The 17,373-nt window shown below is 52.9% G+C and carries 14 protein-coding genes and 2 tRNA genes; 1 reads left to right on the forward strand and 15 read right to left on the reverse strand.

The features are described 5' to 3' along the window. Positions 1-85 precede the first annotated feature (85 nt). The 6 genes from FJV47_RS06550 to leuC all read right to left on the reverse strand — a co-directional run bounded on the left by FJV47_RS06550 (position 86) and on the right by leuC (position 6,684). A complete protein-coding gene (locus FJV47_RS06550; RefSeq protein ID WP_159611266.1) occupies positions 86-1,198 on the reverse strand; it encodes a D-alanine--D-alanine ligase family protein in 1,113 nt (370 codons plus the stop codon). After that, entirely contained in the window at positions 1,198-2,232 is a 1,035-nt protein-coding gene (locus tag FJV47_RS06555; protein WP_200831968.1) for an NAD(P)H-dependent glycerol-3-phosphate dehydrogenase, read from the reverse strand. The genes FJV47_RS06550 and FJV47_RS06555 overlap by 1 nt, the downstream gene beginning before the upstream one ends. 33 nt (positions 2,233-2,265) lie before the next feature. Next, positions 2,266-3,030 (reverse strand): 1-acyl-sn-glycerol-3-phosphate acyltransferase, encoded by a 765-nt coding sequence (locus FJV47_RS06560; RefSeq protein WP_235026382.1) that lies wholly within the window; start codon positions 3,028-3,030, stop codon positions 2,266-2,268. Between the two features lie 17 nt (positions 3,031-3,047). Beyond that, positions 3,048-4,367 (reverse strand): UDP-N-acetylglucosamine 1-carboxyvinyltransferase, encoded by a 1,320-nt coding sequence (murA, locus tag FJV47_RS06565; RefSeq protein ID WP_159611268.1) that lies wholly within the window; start codon positions 4,365-4,367, stop codon positions 3,048-3,050. 257 nt (positions 4,368-4,624) lie between these two features. Next, entirely contained in the window at positions 4,625-5,230 is a 606-nt protein-coding gene (gene leuD / locus FJV47_RS06570; RefSeq protein WP_159611270.1) for a 3-isopropylmalate dehydratase small subunit, read from the reverse strand. 14 nt (positions 5,231-5,244) lie between these two features. Beyond that, entirely contained in the window at positions 5,245-6,684 is a 1,440-nt protein-coding gene (gene leuC, locus FJV47_RS06575; protein WP_159611765.1) for a 3-isopropylmalate dehydratase large subunit, read from the reverse strand. 122 nt (positions 6,685-6,806) lie between these two features. On the opposite strand from leuC, the gene FJV47_RS06580 reads away from it, so the two are divergent. Further along, positions 6,807-7,532 (forward strand): IclR family transcriptional regulator, encoded by a 726-nt coding sequence (locus FJV47_RS06580; RefSeq protein ID WP_159611272.1) that lies wholly within the window; start codon positions 6,807-6,809, stop codon positions 7,530-7,532. Between the two features lie 26 nt (positions 7,533-7,558). Here FJV47_RS06580 and thiL read toward each other — a convergent pair whose 3' ends face one another. The 9 genes from thiL to FJV47_RS06625 all read right to left on the reverse strand — a co-directional run bounded on the left by thiL (position 7,559) and on the right by FJV47_RS06625 (position 17,337). After that, positions 7,559-8,569 (reverse strand): thiamine-phosphate kinase, encoded by a 1,011-nt coding sequence (thiL, locus tag FJV47_RS06585; protein WP_159611274.1) that lies wholly within the window; start codon positions 8,567-8,569, stop codon positions 7,559-7,561. A gap of 6 nt (positions 8,570-8,575) precedes the next feature. Then, positions 8,576-10,219: a GTPase gene (locus FJV47_RS06590; RefSeq protein WP_159611276.1), complete on the reverse strand. Its 1,644-nt coding sequence runs from the start codon at positions 10,217-10,219 to the stop codon at positions 8,576-8,578. Next, on the reverse strand, positions 10,216-11,985 hold the full coding sequence (locus tag FJV47_RS06595) for a dynamin family protein (protein ID WP_159611278.1): 1,770 nt from the start codon (positions 11,983-11,985) through the stop codon (positions 10,216-10,218). Before FJV47_RS06595 ends, FJV47_RS06590 begins: the two co-directional genes overlap by 4 nt. A 96-nt stretch (positions 11,986-12,081) precedes the next feature. Next, positions 12,082-12,157: transfer RNA gene (locus FJV47_RS06600), tRNA-Glu, on the reverse strand. Positions 12,158-12,205: 48 nt separating this feature from the next. Next, positions 12,206-12,277: transfer RNA gene (locus FJV47_RS06605), tRNA-Gln, on the reverse strand. A 349-nt stretch (positions 12,278-12,626) separates the two neighbouring features. After that, positions 12,627-14,132 (reverse strand): glutamate--tRNA ligase, encoded by a 1,506-nt coding sequence (gene gltX / locus FJV47_RS06610; RefSeq protein WP_159611281.1) that lies wholly within the window; start codon positions 14,130-14,132, stop codon positions 12,627-12,629. Between the two features lie 158 nt (positions 14,133-14,290). Continuing rightward, entirely contained in the window at positions 14,291-15,055 is a 765-nt protein-coding gene (locus FJV47_RS06615; protein ID WP_159611283.1) for a fumarylacetoacetate hydrolase family protein, read from the reverse strand. A 44-nt stretch (positions 15,056-15,099) separates the two neighbouring features. After that, positions 15,100-16,167 carry a UDP-glucose 4-epimerase GalE gene (galE, locus tag FJV47_RS06620; RefSeq protein WP_159611285.1) on the reverse strand — a complete coding sequence of 356 codons (1,068 nt, stop codon included), beginning with the start codon at positions 16,165-16,167 and terminating at the stop codon, positions 15,100-15,102. Positions 16,168-16,242: 75 nt separating this feature from the next. Continuing rightward, positions 16,243-17,337 carry a branched-chain amino acid aminotransferase gene (locus tag FJV47_RS06625; protein ID WP_159611287.1) on the reverse strand — a complete coding sequence of 365 codons (1,095 nt, stop codon included), beginning with the start codon at positions 17,335-17,337 and terminating at the stop codon, positions 16,243-16,245. Positions 17,338-17,373 lie beyond the last annotated feature (36 nt).

Consider the following 17,373-nt stretch of genomic DNA (forward strand, 5'->3'; position numbering starts at 1 on the left):
AAAGTTGTTGACTTTTTCAGTCCAACTTTCGGGGAGCAGTTCAAAATTTCGTATCCTCGCCTTTTTATTGAATGTTAATTACCGCCTAGCGCAGACCAACGTTGCGTTCGGTCGCTAATGCGATCAGTTCATTGATCAATTCCGGGTACTCAATGCCCGTCTTGGCCCACATTTGTGGATACATGCTGGATGGAGTGAAGCCAGGCATGGTGTTGATTTCGTTGATGATCCATTCACCTTCTGGGGTGTAGAAGAAATCAACGCGAGAAAGACCCTCAGCGTCTAAGGAATCAAAGGCTTTGACAGCAAGTTCACGAATTTCTTGAGTTGCTTGCTCACTGAGCTGGGCAGGGCAGCTCAGTTTCGCCGCGGTGCCATCAACGTATTTTGCTTCAAAGTCATAGAAAGTGTGCCCGTTATCCGCCACGGCAATTTCGCCCGGCATCGAGGCCCGTGCAGCTGAGCTACCGCGGCCTTCCAGAACACCACACTCGATTTCTCGGCCAACAATGCCCTGCTCAACGATGACCTTGGGGTCTTCTGCGCGAGCAAAGTCGATTGCCGCCGGCAAATCGGAAGGAACATCCACCTTGGTGATTCCCACCGAAGAGCCTGCGCGAGCAGGCTTAACGAAAAGCGGGTATTCAAGACGCTGGCAGCGTTCTAGTGCAGATTCACTATCGCGAAGCCATTGCTTATTAGTAATGACTTCATAAGGGCCAACGTTAAAACCGGCGCCTTCAAAGACCACCTTCATGAAGTGCTTGTCCATGCCCATGGCGCTGGCAGCAATTCCGGAACCAACGTAGGGAACGCCGGCAGTTTCCAGCATTCCTTGGATCGAACCGTCTTCACCGAATGGGCCGTGTAACAGTGGGAAAACAACGTCCACATCTGCAACGTCTGCGATGGTTGAGCCGGTCAATGACTGCAGAGAAGTTTTGTCTGTTTCAGGAGAAAGTTGCACTGGGTGATCAACCGTGGATATTTCTGGAAGCTGTCCTGAATCCAGCGCCCAACCTTCTGGATCCTTATCCAGCAGAGTCCAGCCGCCATCACGAGTAATTCCCACGGGGATTACTTCGAAGCGTTTGCGATCAATAGCGTGCATAACGCCCGCGGCGGTGACGCAAGATACGGAGTGTTCAGACGAACGGCCACCGAAAAGAAGTAGTACACGAAGTTTACGATCGACCATTACTGCTGTTCTCCTTCAGACTTCAATTCACGCGAAAGAAGTCGCGCTGCCATGTTCTCCACACTTAGCGTACCTTCAAGCACCATGACCACTGCTTCGGTAATTGGCATTTCGACCTTGTGAGCTTGCGCTAGGTCAAAGACAGCACGAGCAGACTTAATGCCTTCTGCAGTCTGAGACATACGGTCATTGACTTCTTCTAGGAAGAGACCCTGTCCCAGCAATCGACCAGCTGTGTTGTTGCGGGAAAGGGAGGAAGAGCAAGTAGCAACGAGGTCACCAAGACCAGATAGTCCCGCGAGTGTATCCAAGCGTCCACCGAGCGCCAGCACCAGGCGAGTAGTTTCTGCGAGACCACGAGTGATAACTGTTGACTTAGTATTGTCGCCCATGCCCATGCCATCACACATACCAACTGCAAGCGCAATGATGTTTTTGACAATTCCGCCGAGTTCAACACCCAAGACATCGTCATTGGTGTAGGGACGGAAGTATGGAGCTGAACAAAGTTCAGCAATCCATTCTGCTGTTTGGGAATCGGTACAGGCTACCACCGAGGCAGTTGGCTGCTCACGAGCAATCTCCATAGCCAAATTCGGCCCGGACAGCACTGCGATCTGTGCTTCGTTAAATCCTGTGACCTCGGCGATTACTTCGCTCATGCGCAGGTCGGTGCCGCGTTCCAGGCCTTTCATCAAAGAAAGCAAAACCGTTCCCGGCTCGAAGTGTTCCATAAACGAAGCCAGTTCCTGACGTAGCGACTGAGCTGGAATTGCCAACACCACGAGGTCAGCGTCAGCCAGAACTTCACGCTGATCTGAAGAAGCAGAAATATTTGCGGGCAGCTTGGTCTCGCGAAGGTACCGCGAATTGGTGTGACGCTCATTAATTTCTGCAGCTGCGTCTTCACGACGGGCCCAAATCTGAACAGGGACGTTTTGCTCTGCCACAGAATTTGCGAGCACCTTGGCGAACGTGGTCCCCCAGCTACCTGCACCCATCACGGCAATTTTTCGTGGAAGCGGCTTTGTCATGTTCTGTCCTCTAGAAAGTGATGATGAAGTCGTTTAGTTTTCTGGCTTTTCGAAGCCACGTCCAGTTTGCGCTTGGCCGTGCTCAGTTGGATCCCAACGTGCGGGAGGAGCTTGCTCCTGGCGCAGCTCAGACTGAAGATCAGTAACCGCATCCATGATGCGATCTGTGGCCTCTTGAAGAACGGTGCGAGTGCGAGGACCATTCCGCAAATCATCTAGGTCTACCGGAGCACCGACGGAAACGGTGACATGTTTGCGGGGGAAGAGATACATTTTCTTGGAATACCGTGGCAAAAGTTCTTGATCGCCCCAGTGCGCCATCGGAACGACCGGCGCACCGGTCTGCAGCGCTAGACGCGCTGCACCGGTGCGACCGATCATAGGCCATAAATTGGGGTCCCGGGTCAGAGTACCCTCGGGGTAAATGATGATAACTCCCCCAGCATCCAGAACCTTCTGGGCGGCTCTCAAAGACTCACCAGCGGTAGCTGAGCTACGGGTCACTGGAATTTGTCCAGTTTTCTTCAAGAACCAGCCCAGTACCGGAACCTTAAACAACGATTCCTTGGCCAGCCACCGTGGAAGCCTGCCGTTGCTATATACCGCGTGGCCCACCACCAACGGATCAATTTCCGTCAAATGATTAGGGCACAGGATGTAACCACCTTCGGGAAGAGAATCAAACCCCTTCCACGACCTACCAGTCAAAACGTTCATGCCCGAACGGACAATTCCAGCCAAGACAGAAAAGACAATTTTGGTGCCAGTAGATTCACCGGGTGCCAGGATCTTTACCACGCGCTAGATCCCCTTAGTTAGTTGCTTAGCTCGACGTTGGCGCCCAAGCCTTGCAGCTTCTCCATGAAGTGCTCGTATCCACGGTTGATGATCTCAATACCGGTAACACGGCTAGTACCTTCAGCAGCCAACGCAGCAATCAGGTGTGAGAAACCGCCACGAAGATCTGGCACATCAATGTCCGCGCCGGTGAGCTTTGCTGGGCCGACGACAACTGCTGAGTGCTTGAAGTTACGCTGACCGAAACGGCAAGGGGTGGAACCGAGGCAGTCGGTGTGAACCTGCACAGTTGAGCCCATGCGAACTAGCGCGTCGGTGAAACCAAAACGGTTCTCGTACACGGTCTCGTGAATGACTGAGACGCCTTTAGCCTGAGTCAGAGCGACAACTAATGGCTGCTGCCAGTCAGTCATGAAGCCTGGGTGAACGTCAGTTTCTAGGATCAGTGGGTTCAGGTCTCCGCCTGGGTGGTAGAAACGAATGCCATTGGACTTGACCTCGAATTCGCCACCAATCTGGCGGTAAACGTGCAGGAAGGCGGTCAGGTCACGCTGCTGCGCATCTTCTACAAAGATGTCACCCTTGGTAACCAGCGCTGCGGATGCCCACGAAGCGGCTTCATTGCGGTCTGGAAGCGAAGTGTGGTCGTAACCGGTGAGCTTGTCTACGCCCTGAATTCGGATGACCCGATCACGGTGTACAGAAATAATGGCGCCCATCTTCTGCAACAGTGAGATCAGATCTAGAATTTCTGGCTCGATAGCAGCGTTGCTGACCTCGGTTACACCCTTAGCGCGTACTGCCGAGAGCAATACCTGCTCGGTAGTTCCAACGCTTGGGTACTGCAGGTTCAGCTTGGCACCGGTCAGGCCGTTAGGGGCCGAAATGCGGATGCCATCAGGTGCCTTGTCCACGACCGCACCGAATTCGCGAAGAACTTCAAGGTGGAAATCAATTGGACGGTCACCGATGCGGCAACCACCAAGGTCTGGAATGAAAGCTTCACCCAGTGCGTGGATTAGCGGGCCACAGAAAAGAATTGGAATACGTGAATCACCTGCGTGAGCATCAATTGCTTGATTTGAAGCGGTTTTCACGTTGGTTGGATCCAGCGAAAGGTCACCGGTGGTAGGGTCCTGATCAACCTTGACTCCGTGGATTTCAAGCAAGCTGCGTACTACAACGACATCTTTAATCTCCGGTACGTTGCGCAAAACCGAAGGAGTGTCACCGAGCAGAGCAGCAACCATGGCTTTTGGCACTAGGTTCTTCGCTCCGCCGACTCGTACGGTGCCCTCAAGTGGGACACCACCATGGATCGTCAAGATCTTACCCATGTATGAATTACCTCATCGCGTAGTCGTTATCGCCCGCCGAAGCTGTTCAGCTTTCGAACTGGCAGGACTTAGCAAGCATACCGCTTATCTACCTCTTGGTACGTTCAGGTGATCGTGTGGCGCACACATTGTGAGCAGGCTTTCAGCCACGTCAACCCTCCCGCACGGTATGTGCGTCCTTAAAGAAAGGTAGGTCCGTTCTTCACCTATATGAACGGGGAAGAACGGACCTATTATTCCTGAATCATTCTAGAGAATTATCCAGCCGTCTGAGCAGGCAAGGTCTTTGGCTTGAACTCAGGACGCTTAGCTTCGTAAGCGGTGATGGCATCTTCTTGCTGTAAGGTCAGGCCAATGTCGTCGAGGCCTTCCATCAAACGCCAGCGAGTGTAGTCGTCAATTTGGAACGGTGCAGAAATCGATCCACACTGAACGGTGCGTGATTCAAGGTCCACACTTACCGTAGTGCCTGGGTTATTCTCCAGTTCCTTCCAAATCAACTCGATATCACCCTGCGCCACTTCGGCGGCAACCAGGCCCTGCTTGCCGGAGTTTCCACGGAAGATATCGGCGAAGCGCGCCGAAATGACAGCTTTGAAACCATAGTCCTTCAGCGCCCACACTGCGTGCTCGCGAGAGGAACCGGTGCCGAAGTCCGGGCCAGCAACTAGCACGGAGCCTTTGTTGTATGGTGCCTGGTTCAGGATGAAATTTTCATCCCGGCGCCAGCCAGCGAACAGGGCATCTTCAAACCCGGTACGCGTAATACGTTTGAGGTAAACGGCAGGGATGATCTGATCAGTATCCACATTGCTCTGACGCAGTGGGACACCAATGCCGGTATGAGTAAGAATCTTTTCCATGGTGGTAATCCTTTCTAGACTGCGACCGGAGATGCGGCCAGGTCACTTGGCGAGGAGAGCGTTCCACGTACAGCGGTTGCTGCAGCGACCAGAGGGGAAACTAGGTGGGTTCGTCCACCCTTACCCTGGCGGCCTTCAAAGTTTCGGTTGGAGGTTGAGGCGCAACGCTCCCCTTCTTCCAGCTGGTCTGGGTTCATGCCTAGGCACATCGAGCAGCCTGCAAAGCGCCATTCGGCTCCAAAGTCCTTGAATACCTGATCCAGCCCTTCTGCTTCTGCTTCGAGTCGAACACGAGCTGATCCAGGAACGACAATCATCCGTACGTTCGGATCTTTGGTTTTCCCCTTGATGACCGCAGCAGCGGCACGCAGGTCCTCCATGCGAGAGTTAGTGCAGGAGCCAAGGAATACGGTGTCCACACGAATGTCCTTCATTGGCGTTCCGCCTGTCAGGCCCATGTAGTTCAACGCGCGTTCACATGCCTTACGGTCATTCTCATCTTGGTAATCTTCAGGAGAAGGAACGTTCTGTGACAGAGAAACACCCTGGCCCGGGTTGGTGCCCCAGGTAACAAACGGCTCCAGCTCATCAGCGTTCAGGAAGACTTCAGCGTCGAAAGTTGCGCCTTCATCAGAATGCAAATTCTTCCAGTCGGCAACAGCCGCATCCCAATCTTCACCCTTTGGTGCGTGAGGGCGGCCCTTCACATATTCAAAGGTGATCTCGTCCGGCGCAATCATGCCAGCACGTGCGCCGGCCTCGATGGACATGTTGCAGATAGTCATGCGTGCGTCCATGGACAGCGAACGAATTGCAGAACCACGGTATTCAAGAACGTAGCCTTGGCCACCGCCGGTACCGATCTTGGCAATGACGGCCAAGATAATATCCTTTGAGGTAACACCGGGCTTCAAGGTGCCTTCAACGTTGATGGCCATGGTCTTGAATGGCTTCAAGCTCAAAGACTGAGTAGCCATGACGTGCTCAACTTCAGAGGTGCCGATACCAAAAGCCAACGCACCGAAAGCTCCATGAGTTGAGGTGTGCGAGTCACCACACACCACGGTCATACCAGGCTGGGTCAGACCCAGCTGCGGACCAACAACGTGAACAATGCCCTGTTCTTTATCGCCCAGCGAGTGCAGGCGAACACCAAATTCCTTACAGTTATCACGCAAGGTATTGATCTGCGTGCGACTGGTCAGATCAGCAATCGGCTTATCAATCTCAAGTGTTGGAGTGTTGTGATCTTCTGTCGCAATGGTCAGGTCGGGACGACGGAGCTGGCGACCAGCTAGACGCAACCCTTCGAAGGCCTGCGGCGAGGTTACCTCGTGCAATAGGTGGAGATCAATGTAGATCAAATCCGGCTTACGGGCTTCGCCCTCGCCTTCGCCTGGAGACACAACGTGTGCGTTCCATACTTTTTCTGCCAATGTCTGGGGCGACTGCATGGCGGACATGCGACACACTCCTCAAGCTACGTAATTGTGTTAGTTCAACTTTGACACTTCACAGATCGTCTTTTCCAGTATGCGGACTTGAATCTCAAATAATGAGACGCAATACTGAGACTATGACTATTGGTAGCGGTGTCGGCGTACTCGATAAAGCAGCGGCTATTCTCAATGCACTTGAGAATGGGCCCACTTCCCTGTCTCAACTTGTGGACCTCACCGACATTTCACGACCCACTGTGCACCGCATTGCGCAATCATTGGTGCACCACGGTCTAGTTGGTCGAGACATGCATGGCCGCTTTGAGCTGGGCAACCGCCTCGTGGAGTTGGCAAGCGCCGCCGGTGAAGACCGCCTTGTCAGTGCGGCTGGACCAATCTTGATCAAACTACGCGATATCACCGGTGAGAGCACACAGATATTCCGCAAGCAGGGAGACTTCCGCGTCTGCATCGCTAGCGCCGAACGCCCCATTGGTTTGCGTGACACCATTCCAGTTGGAACTCAACTGTCAATGAAGGCCGGCTCCGCGGCCCAGATCCTCCTCGCGTGGGAAGACAATGAACGCATGGTTGATGGTCTCCACCATGCCCGCTTCACCCCCACCATCCTAGCCGGCGTTCGTCGCCGCGGATGGGCACAGTCTCTTGGTGAACGTGAGCCTGGCGTCGCTTCCGTCTCCGCCCCGGTTCGAGGGCAGTCTGGCCGAGTAATTGCAGCGCTGTCCCTGTCGGGTCCGATTGAACGATTAACCCGGCAGCCGGGCAAAATCCATCATGAAGCAGTTACCAGCGCTGCCCACGAACTCTCGGAACTACTGCGCGTTCAAAACGATCAAGTCTAAGGATCAAACTTTGCAGCGGTCCAGCCTTAGCTAAAGTGGTCAAACCCGTCTTTAGCAGCCGCAGGTTTGCCATTCACCGTCACCAAGGAACGGCGGCCGCTTCGAGCAGTCACTTTGCCAATAACTGTAAATTCTTCGGGGATTTTCGAGTCCTTCCCGAAAACCGCAAGTAGGCCAAAGTCTTCCCCGCCGTGCAGCACCCACTTCATTGGGTCATGCCCGGTTAGGTTGGCTGCGGGCTTTAGACGTTCAGCGAATTTAGCCAGTACCTGAAGGTCAAAATCAATGCTCACGCCACTGGCTTTCGCCAACCGTGAGCCGTCTCGGATCAGACCATCTGAAACGTCCATCAGTGCATGCGCACCTGATTCCGCTGCTCGGGGCCCAGAGCCCAAAGGAGGTGTTGGTCTGCATTGTCCGGCGACTAAACGTCGCACCGCCCTGTTCCACTTAGCCGAATCACCGTGATGTTCTAAGACATCTAAACCAGCTCCGGCATCACCCACATGGCCAGCGATGGCGATTAGATCTCCAGGTTGGGCACCGCTACGCAACACTTTGCCATGTTCAGTTTCGCCGAGGACCGTGGTGGTTACCGAAATTTCCGATGCCTTGCCAAGATCGCCACCAAGCACGGTAAGCTCCTGCGCGCCAAGATATTTGATGGCGTCAGTGACGCCCTGCGCGAGGTCTTTTACCCAATCAAGCTCAGTGCCTTCAGGCAATGACAAGGAAATGACGGCACCGGTAGCTTTACCGCCCATGGCGTTAATATCAGAGACATTTTGGGCAATGGACTTCCACCCGATGTCATAGGCTTTATGTTCTTGCCCACTGGGCCAGATCAATCTGAAGTCCTGATTTTCAACGAGTGTATCCACCGAGACGAGAACTTCTTCTCCTCGCACGCGCAACGCGCCAGCGTCGTCTCCTGGACCCAAGCTGGCTTTGCTTGAATCGAGAAGTGGCAAAATAGCGTCAAGTATTCCTTGTTCGCCCAAGTCGCCAACCGTAGCTTCAGATTGAAAGTTAGTCACGGAGTTCTATTCGGCTTTCTTCGCTGCCGAGCTTATGAGTTCGGCATAACTGTTGTATGTGTTCAGGTACTGATCTATCGGGTCCACAATTGCAGACCGAACCAAACCTGACACAGAACGTTCAATGTTCTTCAACGCTTTTCTACGTTTAACTTTAGCCACTATTCGATTGACGAATGAGCACCCTATGCCAAGAACGATTCCAAGGAGCACTCCGGTAATCAGAAGCAACGTTGGGACGGCAATTCCTTCAACTCTCGGCGCCTCTGGGAGTTCAAATTGGAAGTACGTCGCGACAGGATAAGCAGTCAGCCACAGTGCACCAACTAGAGCCGCCAACAGAGCGATCCACTGAACAAATTTGATCACCGGCCACCACCACGATGATCGTTCCAATCCCAGAGGTGTGCCTGCAATGGCTGCATCTACGGCGTTATCTAGTGACGAGACCCGACTATTGACATCTTCTCTGATCGGGTCATGCCAGCTCTCTGGCAACTGGTTCGTGGCCTCAGCTACGTACTTATCAATGCTGTGATCAATTGCCGCCGATTCAGCTACAGAGAGGTCAGGGCGAGAGGTAATAGACAGCTCTGAAGTTTGTTTGCCTCGTCCAAGATTCATCCGCTGTAGCGGATCATTACGTAACCGAGTCAGCCAAGAAGTCAGTGGCCACCCAGTACGTTTCGCGCCGCGAAGTTTGTAGGAAGTCTCTACGGCATCAGCAATGTACATTGCTCCGTGAGCATTAGCTATTGTCCGTTCTAGCTCCGCTTGATGCATTGGACCTGGAAGATAGGCTTTTTCACTACTCAGATCAGCGTGAAGCTTGTGGACTACCTGATCAACGTCGGAACGTAAACGACGAGTCGATAACGCTTTGTTTTTCGATGCCGCGGCAATCTGCCGCTGAACTTCCTCGAGGCCTTCACCGGTCACGGCTGATGCACAGATGACAGGTAATCGCTCCAAACCGGAGGATGCCAAGATTTCACGTAGCGAATTCACCACGTTTTTCCGATCTGACTCCGCAATGTTGTCTATCTGGTTCAAGACGATGACAATATTTCCTTGTTGGCTACGCAAAGAATTTAGATATCCGTGATGAATAGAAGCATCAGCGTATTTTTGTGGATCCAACACCCACACTAGGAAATCCACTTGTCCGACAAGACGGTTGGCGATTTCGTGGTGCTCCACTCTTGTTGAGTCCATGTCGGGAAGGTCCAAGAGCATGAGGCCGGAGTCTAAGGTCTGTTTGGAGGCTCGCCTTTTACCTTCCACCGACTTTTCAATAACGTGTCGGTCAGTAACTTCCAGCCAGTCCAATAGCTCATTGGCGCCCGCTGTTTCCCATATGGCAGCGACAGTTTTCGTGGTGGTTGGACGGATGACGCCTGTGGTTGCCAGCTTCTGGCCAACCAAGGCATTAAAGAGTGTGGACTTTCCACTACCGGTAGCGCCGAACAGCCCGACGACTACATGTTCAGACGATAGTTGTCTACGCGATTCTGCTTTGTTAATGACGGCAGCGGCTAGATCAATACTCTCGGTATCAAGATACGGTTCGGCCAGTTGCATAGCCTGAACGACGCTGTTGACTTGTTGGTCTAAACCGTTCACTGCCCGAACTACTTTACGTTCTGTCACTTGCGGGCCCCTTTGCTGTTCAGGCTCTGCGTAGCGCTTTCTAATGCTTCGACGACTTCTGGCTGGCAGTGTGCGTCAATTTCATTTGTGTAAATCTGAGAGCTGCTCGCAATCAATACCTTGGCACGAGCATCAAGCATTTTCCTCGCACGGGTGGCCATACGGCGCACAGCATCCTCGCCAAAAATCGCTTCAAGAAGCTTCTGTCCGACTACCGCAGAGCCCCCGGCGATGCCAATTTCAATACCGGTGAGTCCAGCGGTGGAGGCAAACACGACCACCATCAGGATCACGGCGACGCCATTGACACCAAATGCGGCCATACGCGCGGTCTTGCGCTTACCGGCACCCTCTTCTCGGATCATCTCCAGAATATCTTTTTGCCACAGTCGAACGCTGTCAGCGGCTTGCTCATCTAAGTCTGCGGGCGGTCGTGGTGACATGAGTTCGTCCCGAAGCGCTTGCCCCAAGGGAGTGTTTTTCCATGATCTGTCGATGTCGTGACAGGCTTTGGTGATTTCGGCAATAAAGACGGTATGAAGGCCGGTTTCAATGGCTTGTTCTACTTTGTGAGTCGCTGCTGGCCGTCCGGAGAAGAACGCCCCAATACGATCACGTACTCGTCCTACCGCTCCTTCAATGCCGCGAAGCAGCTCCCCTGCCCCGACGAAATCTTGCCATCTGGCCAAGATTTCCCCGCGAAGAAGTGAACCATCGTCTAACCCCTCGTTGATTCTCGATAGCGCTTGACTAAATCGATCGTCAGTTAGCTGACGAAGTTCTGCCAGTTGTTCTTCTTGATCTTGAACCTCGGCTAGAAGTTCTCCTGCATCCGCGGTGGTCCGGCGCATCGCGCCCTCAAGTGTCTGCGCTGCTAGTTGTTGCCTCTTGGTCGCGTCTGCGGCTAGGTCGCTGAGCCATTTCAAGAGCGGGGCCACCTGGTCAGCAGGAATGAGCTTGTTTTCACTCAACTGTGTTTCGTTCAGTACGTGCAGTAATGACGAGTCAAGATTCTTTTCGGCTAATAGCCTACGCAAATCAGGAACGATATCTTTTTCGGCGCCAAGCGGGACACGATTGAGCACCACGCAGACAGTAATGTTGCGAACTCCAGCATCGGTTAGCAGATCCCATGGCAGAGCGTCAGCATATCGGTTTGCTGTTGTCACAAAAATCCATAGATCCGCGGCATTCAGTAATTGCCCAGCCAGAGCTCTGTTGTCATCAGAGACGGAATCAATATCTGGCGCATCCAAAATGGCCAAACCTTGTGGAACTTGATTGTGTGGCGTCATAAGCAACGCATCATTTCGAGAGCTGTCACCGCTAACGGAAAAACCCTGCCCTGTGACCCGAGACAATTCGGGCAGAACCCGTTCTGATTCAAAAAATAACTGATCCGACGGATTAAATGCCAAGACAGGCGTTCGCGTTGTCGGTCGTACTGCGCCCGAAATGCTGACTTGCTCCCCCAACAAAGAATTCACCAAGGTCGATTTCCCTGAGCCCGTAGAGCCACCAACCACTGCCAGCAGTGGAGCGCCCAAGTTGGAAACTCGCGGCAAAAGGTAGTCAGAGATTTGGTGCAAAGTCTTGGCCCGAAGCTCTTCGCTTTGAGACACCGGCGCGGATGGATGATGAACAAAGACGAGACTACTGAGTGCATCTCGCAGTTCAGCGAGGTTGTGGGTAGCAGCGCTGCTGAATTCATTACCACTAGCAGCCTGAACTGCTGCGCTCTCGCTCAATTCAGAATTCGACTCCATGTGCACTATCTTGCCTTATGGCAGTCGTGATTACAGAGAACCTAGTGTGGGTTTTTGGGGTAAAAGAAAAAACCACGGATCTCTCCGTGGTTTTAATGGTGACCCCAACGGGATTCGAACCCGTGTTGCCGCCGTGAGAGGGCGGAGTACTAGGCCGCTATACGATGGGGCCGTATGCTGAAGACGAATCTTCAACTCATCAAATTACTTTGATGAAGCGCTGGGATACCAGGACTCGAACCTAGAATGACGGAACCAGAAACCGTTGTGTTGCCAATTACACCATATCCCAAGGTGACTTGGGAGTTTGCTGAAATTAGCCGAAGCCAGCTTAGCACCACTCCCGTAGCACGAGATACAACTATACAGTCCGTCGTTTCGCTACACAAATCGAAACCAACACTCGGATTTCAAGAGGCAACATGCGTCATTACACGGAATTACGTCCTACTAGATAGGAACCCGCATCTTCAAAGAAGCAATTCAATTCTGTGAATTGGCGCACCATCCCGATAAGCACCGTTAAGTGAATTTGCGAGAGCAAGTGTCATGCGTACCCATACAAAGGTCATCCCGGATATCACAAATTTCATTTGTGACACCCGGGATGACGACTCGGTGCGGTGCTTAACTAGTTCTCGCTAGCGGCTCTCGCCGAACGCACGCAGTCGGCTCAAGCTAGACTCGCGTCCCAAGATCTCCATCGACTCGAAGAGAGGAGGCGAAACCTTCTTTCCGGAGATTGCGACTCGGGCCGGTCCAAATGCCTGGCGAGGCTTCAATGCCAGCTCGTCAACCAACTTCGCTCGAAGTGCTACCTGAATTTGTTCTGCGTTCCATTCAGCGACAGATTCCAAGGCCTCAACGGATGCATCAACGACCTCTACGAGGTTAGCCGGCATCCCCTTGAGGGCATTGTCAGCGATCGCGATCTGATCATCAGATTTGAAGAGGAATTCAAGCATGTCGGTAGCTTCACCCAACAAGGCAATACGCTCTTGAACCAGTGGAGCAGCCTGATCCAAAATCTCATTTTCGCGTGCGGTCAGTTCTTCACCAACAAGTTGTGCAGCCTGCAGGTATGGAACCAAACGGTCGCGGAAGTCCTTTGGCTCCAGCATGCGAACATGCGTACCGTTGATGGCTTCAGCCTTCTTCACATCAAAGCGTGCTGGGTTAGACAAGACGTCTTTGACGTCAAAAGCTTCAATGAGCTGGTCACGAGAGAAGATATCTTCATCAGCACTCAGTGACCATCCCAGAAGAGCCAAGTAGTTCAGTAGGCCCTCAGGGATGAATCCATTATCACGGTGTAAGAACAAGCTTGACTCTGGATCACGTTTGGACAGCTTCTTATTACCTTGCCCCATGACGTAAGGCAGGTGTCCAAAGCGTGGCATGTACCGCGCGACTCCAATGTCATGGAGCAGTGCATACAAAACGACCTGTCGCGGAGTGGAAGACAGAAGGTCTTCACCACGCAGTACGTGGGTGATACCCATCAGAGCATCATCGATTGGGTTAACCAGGGTGTATAGCGGCTGACCATTGGCACGAACTACTACGTAGTCCGGCACAGTGCCAGGTTTAAAGGTGATCTCTCCGCGAACCAGGTCATTGAAAGTTACATCGTGGTCTGGCATGCGGACGCGCAAAACTGGCTCACGACCTTCGGCCTTGAATGCAGCTTTCTGCTCATCGGTGAGCTCACGATCAAAGTTGTCATAGCCAAGCTTTGGATCGCGGCCTGCTGCCTTGTGACGAGCTTCAACTTCCTCAGGAGTCGAGTATGACTCGTAAACATGTCCTGCTGCTCGAAGCTTAGCAATGACGTCTTGGTAGATTTCACCACGCTGCGACTGACGGTACGGCTCGTGGGGTCCGCCCACGTTCACGCCCTCGTCCCAGTCGATGCCCAACCAGCCCAATGCTTCTAGCACCTGGTTGTAGCTTTCTTCCGAGTCACGCTTTGCATCAGTGTCTTCAATGCGGAAGATCATCTTTCCGCCGGTGTGACGCGCGTAGGCCCAGTTGAAAAGGGCCGTACGGATTAGGCCAACGTGTGGCGTGCCGGTGGGTGATGGGCAAAAGCGGACGCGAACCGGGGTTTCTTCGGTTACTTCAGGAATCAGCGATAGATCAATCATGATGTCTTCATTCTATGCCTTTGACGCACAAAGTTGCATTTAAAACGCAAGGCTCCCGATCACATAAATGATCGAGAGCCAGTGCGGTTCCACCAATTTGATGATGGCAAGTTGGTGGTAGTTAGCAACTTTACAGTTGAATTTCCGACATCGGGAACCTAGCGCCTAAATACGCTTCGTAATGAACCGATGCCCTCAACTTCAATTTCAACGACATCCCCGGCTTCGACCAAGCCGACTCCAGCTGGTGTTCCAGTCATAATGACGTCACCAGGAAGAAGGGTAAATGCCTCAGATGCGCGTGCGACAAGTTCGTTAACCGGCCAGATCATCTCGTTGGTCGATCCGTCCTGACGAACTTCACCATTAACGCGCGTGATGATTCCGGCGTCATCAGGATCCGCCAATTCAGTTTCGATCCAAGGTCCCAGTGGGCAGGAGCCGTCGAATCCCTTGGCGCGACCCCACTGGGGATCGTTGCGCTGAGCATCACGGGCGGTGAGATCATTGGCCACCGTGTAGCCGAAGATCACATCTTGAGCCTTATCGGCAGGCACGTCCTTGCAGATGCGTCCAATGACCACTGCCAGTTCGCCCTCATAGGACACTTCATCAGAGAAGGACGGTAGCGTCACCGGATCCCCGTGGCCAACAACCGAGGTATTGGGCTTGAGGAACATAATCGGTTCTGCAGGAACCTCGTTACCCAGCTCCTTGGCGTGATCCCGGTAGGTGCGTCCGAAACCGACGACCTTGGAGCGCGGAATGATCGGCGCGACCAATCGGACATCATCCAAGCTGTGGGTTGCACCGGTGGTTTTGATTCCTTGGAAGAACGGATCTCCGGCCAAAACATGAATTTCGTTCTCGTCGACGACGCCGTACATAGGATCGCCATCAACTACAAATCTCGCTATGCGCATGATCAACAGTCTATAGCCCCACAGCACGGATCAGTGACCATCGGCTACCGCTGTTGTAAGTAAGCAGCCAGCTCTTCGTCAGATAGTTCAAGAAGGTGATCCGCTTCGAAACCCATTGGGTTGTCTTTCTGCCACCTCCACATATCCTGAACCATTTGTTCAAGTCCTCGCTCAGCCTTCCAACCAAGCTCCAGTCGAGCCTTTTCAGCGTTCGCGTAACTTTCGGCAACGTCACCGGTTCGCCGGGCGACGATTTCAAATGGCACAGGCTGACCAGAAACCCGCTTGAACGCCTCGATTACTTCCAACACACTAGATCCGGCCCCAGTACCCAAATTCCAGACGTGCACTCCAGTAGTCGTCTGAAGATAGTCCAGAGCTGCTAGGTGACCAGCGGCTAAATCCTCGACGTGAATATAATCCCTTACCCCCGTGCCGTCTGGAGTCTGGTAGTCACCACCGTAAACGCTCACCTTGTCACGTCGTCCGATTGCCACCTGCGCAACGTACGGCATGAGATTGTTGGGGACGCCCTGTGGATCCTCGCCAATTTGCCCAGACTCATGGGCACCAACAGGATTGAAGTAACGGAGATTGGCAATTGACCAACGACTGTCAGATGCACCCAGTTCCTCAAGCATCTCCTCGATATGTAACTTAGTGCGCCCGTAGGGGTTAGTCGCACTTCTAGGGGTTTCCTCTACCAACGGAAGGGCGATTGACTCACCATAGACCGTGGCGGAAGAACTAAACACCAACGTACGGCACCCCGCAACCTCCATTCCGTCTAACAGGTTAAGCGTTCCCGTCACGTTGTTTCGGTAGTACTTAAGTGGTTCAGTGACTGATTCCCCAACGGCCTTCAAACCAGCAAAATGGATCACTGCATCAGGTTTGACACTTGTCAACGTATTATTGACGAGTTTTTCGTCCAACAGGTCAACTCGATACACATCAACGGATAAATTCGACAGTCCCATTACCCGTCGAATTGATTCTGGCGAAGAATTACTAAAATTATCTAAAACCGATACCCGGTGGCCTTCGTTCAAAAGCTGAAGAACTGTGTGAGAACCAATATAACCGGCTCCACCTGTTACCAGTACGTGCATTTTAATCCTTTACAAACAAAAACGATGGTCTCGGGATTTAATCCCCGAGACCATCGTAGTCGCAAGTTTTGACCTCTAGGCCAATCGTTCCAGCCAGCCGTGTCGATCTTCAACGGTACCGAGCTGAATGCCTAGAAGTTCTTCACGTATAGACATGGTCACTTCACCCGCAGGAGCATTTTCGTTTCCGATGAGTTCATCTCCGTTTTTGAGGACACCAATCGGAGTGATAACTGCCGCTGTGCCACAAGCAAAGACTTCTGCAATGTCTCCGGATGCAATGCCCTCACGCCATTCGTCGAGGGTGATCTTGCGCTCTTCAACTTCCATGCCGCGATCGTTCGCCAGCTGAATCACCGATGAGCGAGTTACGCCTTCAAGAATGGTTCCAGTCAACGCTGGGGTTACTAGCTTGTTGTCCTTGGTGACAAAGAATACGTTCATACCGCCGAGTTCTTCTACAGCGTTGTCGTTGAACGAATCTAGGAACAGCACCTGCTTGCAGCCGTGTTCTTCTGCCTCCAGTTGAGCGATCAGTGATGCCGCGTAGTTGCCACCGCATTTCGCGGAACCTGTGCCACCGCGCCCTGCGCGCGCGTAGTCCTTCGAGACCCAAATGGCCACTGGCTTAAGCTCGCCACCGAAATAGTTGCCGGCGGGGGATGCGATGACGCGGTAGGAAACCTCGCGCGCTGCGCGGACACCCAGGAAGGCCTCCGTGGCGATCATGAAGGGGCGTAGGTATAGGGCTTCGCCTTCACCAGTTGGGACCCAATCAATATCTGTAGCAACAAGCTTCTTGAGTGAGTCGACAAAAACTTCTTCATCCAGCTGAGGCAACGCCAAGCGCTGGGCAGACTTATTCAGACGGGTCGCATTAGCGCGTGGGCGGAAGCTCCATACTGAACCATCTTCGTGGCGGTATGCTTTCAAACCTTCAAAGATTTCCTGGCCATAGTGAAGCACCGAGGCGGCAGGATCCATGGCAATTGGTCCGTAAGGTTCAATACGAGCGTCGTGCCATTGGCCATCACGACCACCGTCATTAGCGGTCCAGTCGACTACTGCGGTGTGGTCAGTGAAGAAGTCGCCAAATCCTGGGTTGGCCAATACGCTGGCGCGCTCTTGTGCGCTCTTGCGACTCGTTGAAAGATTTTCGGTGAATTCCATCTACCCTTGGACTTCCTAGCTCAATAATCAAAAGAA

The organism is Glutamicibacter sp. JC586 (assembly GCF_009805585.1).
Taxonomy (GTDB): domain Bacteria; phylum Actinomycetota; class Actinomycetes; order Actinomycetales; family Micrococcaceae; genus Glutamicibacter.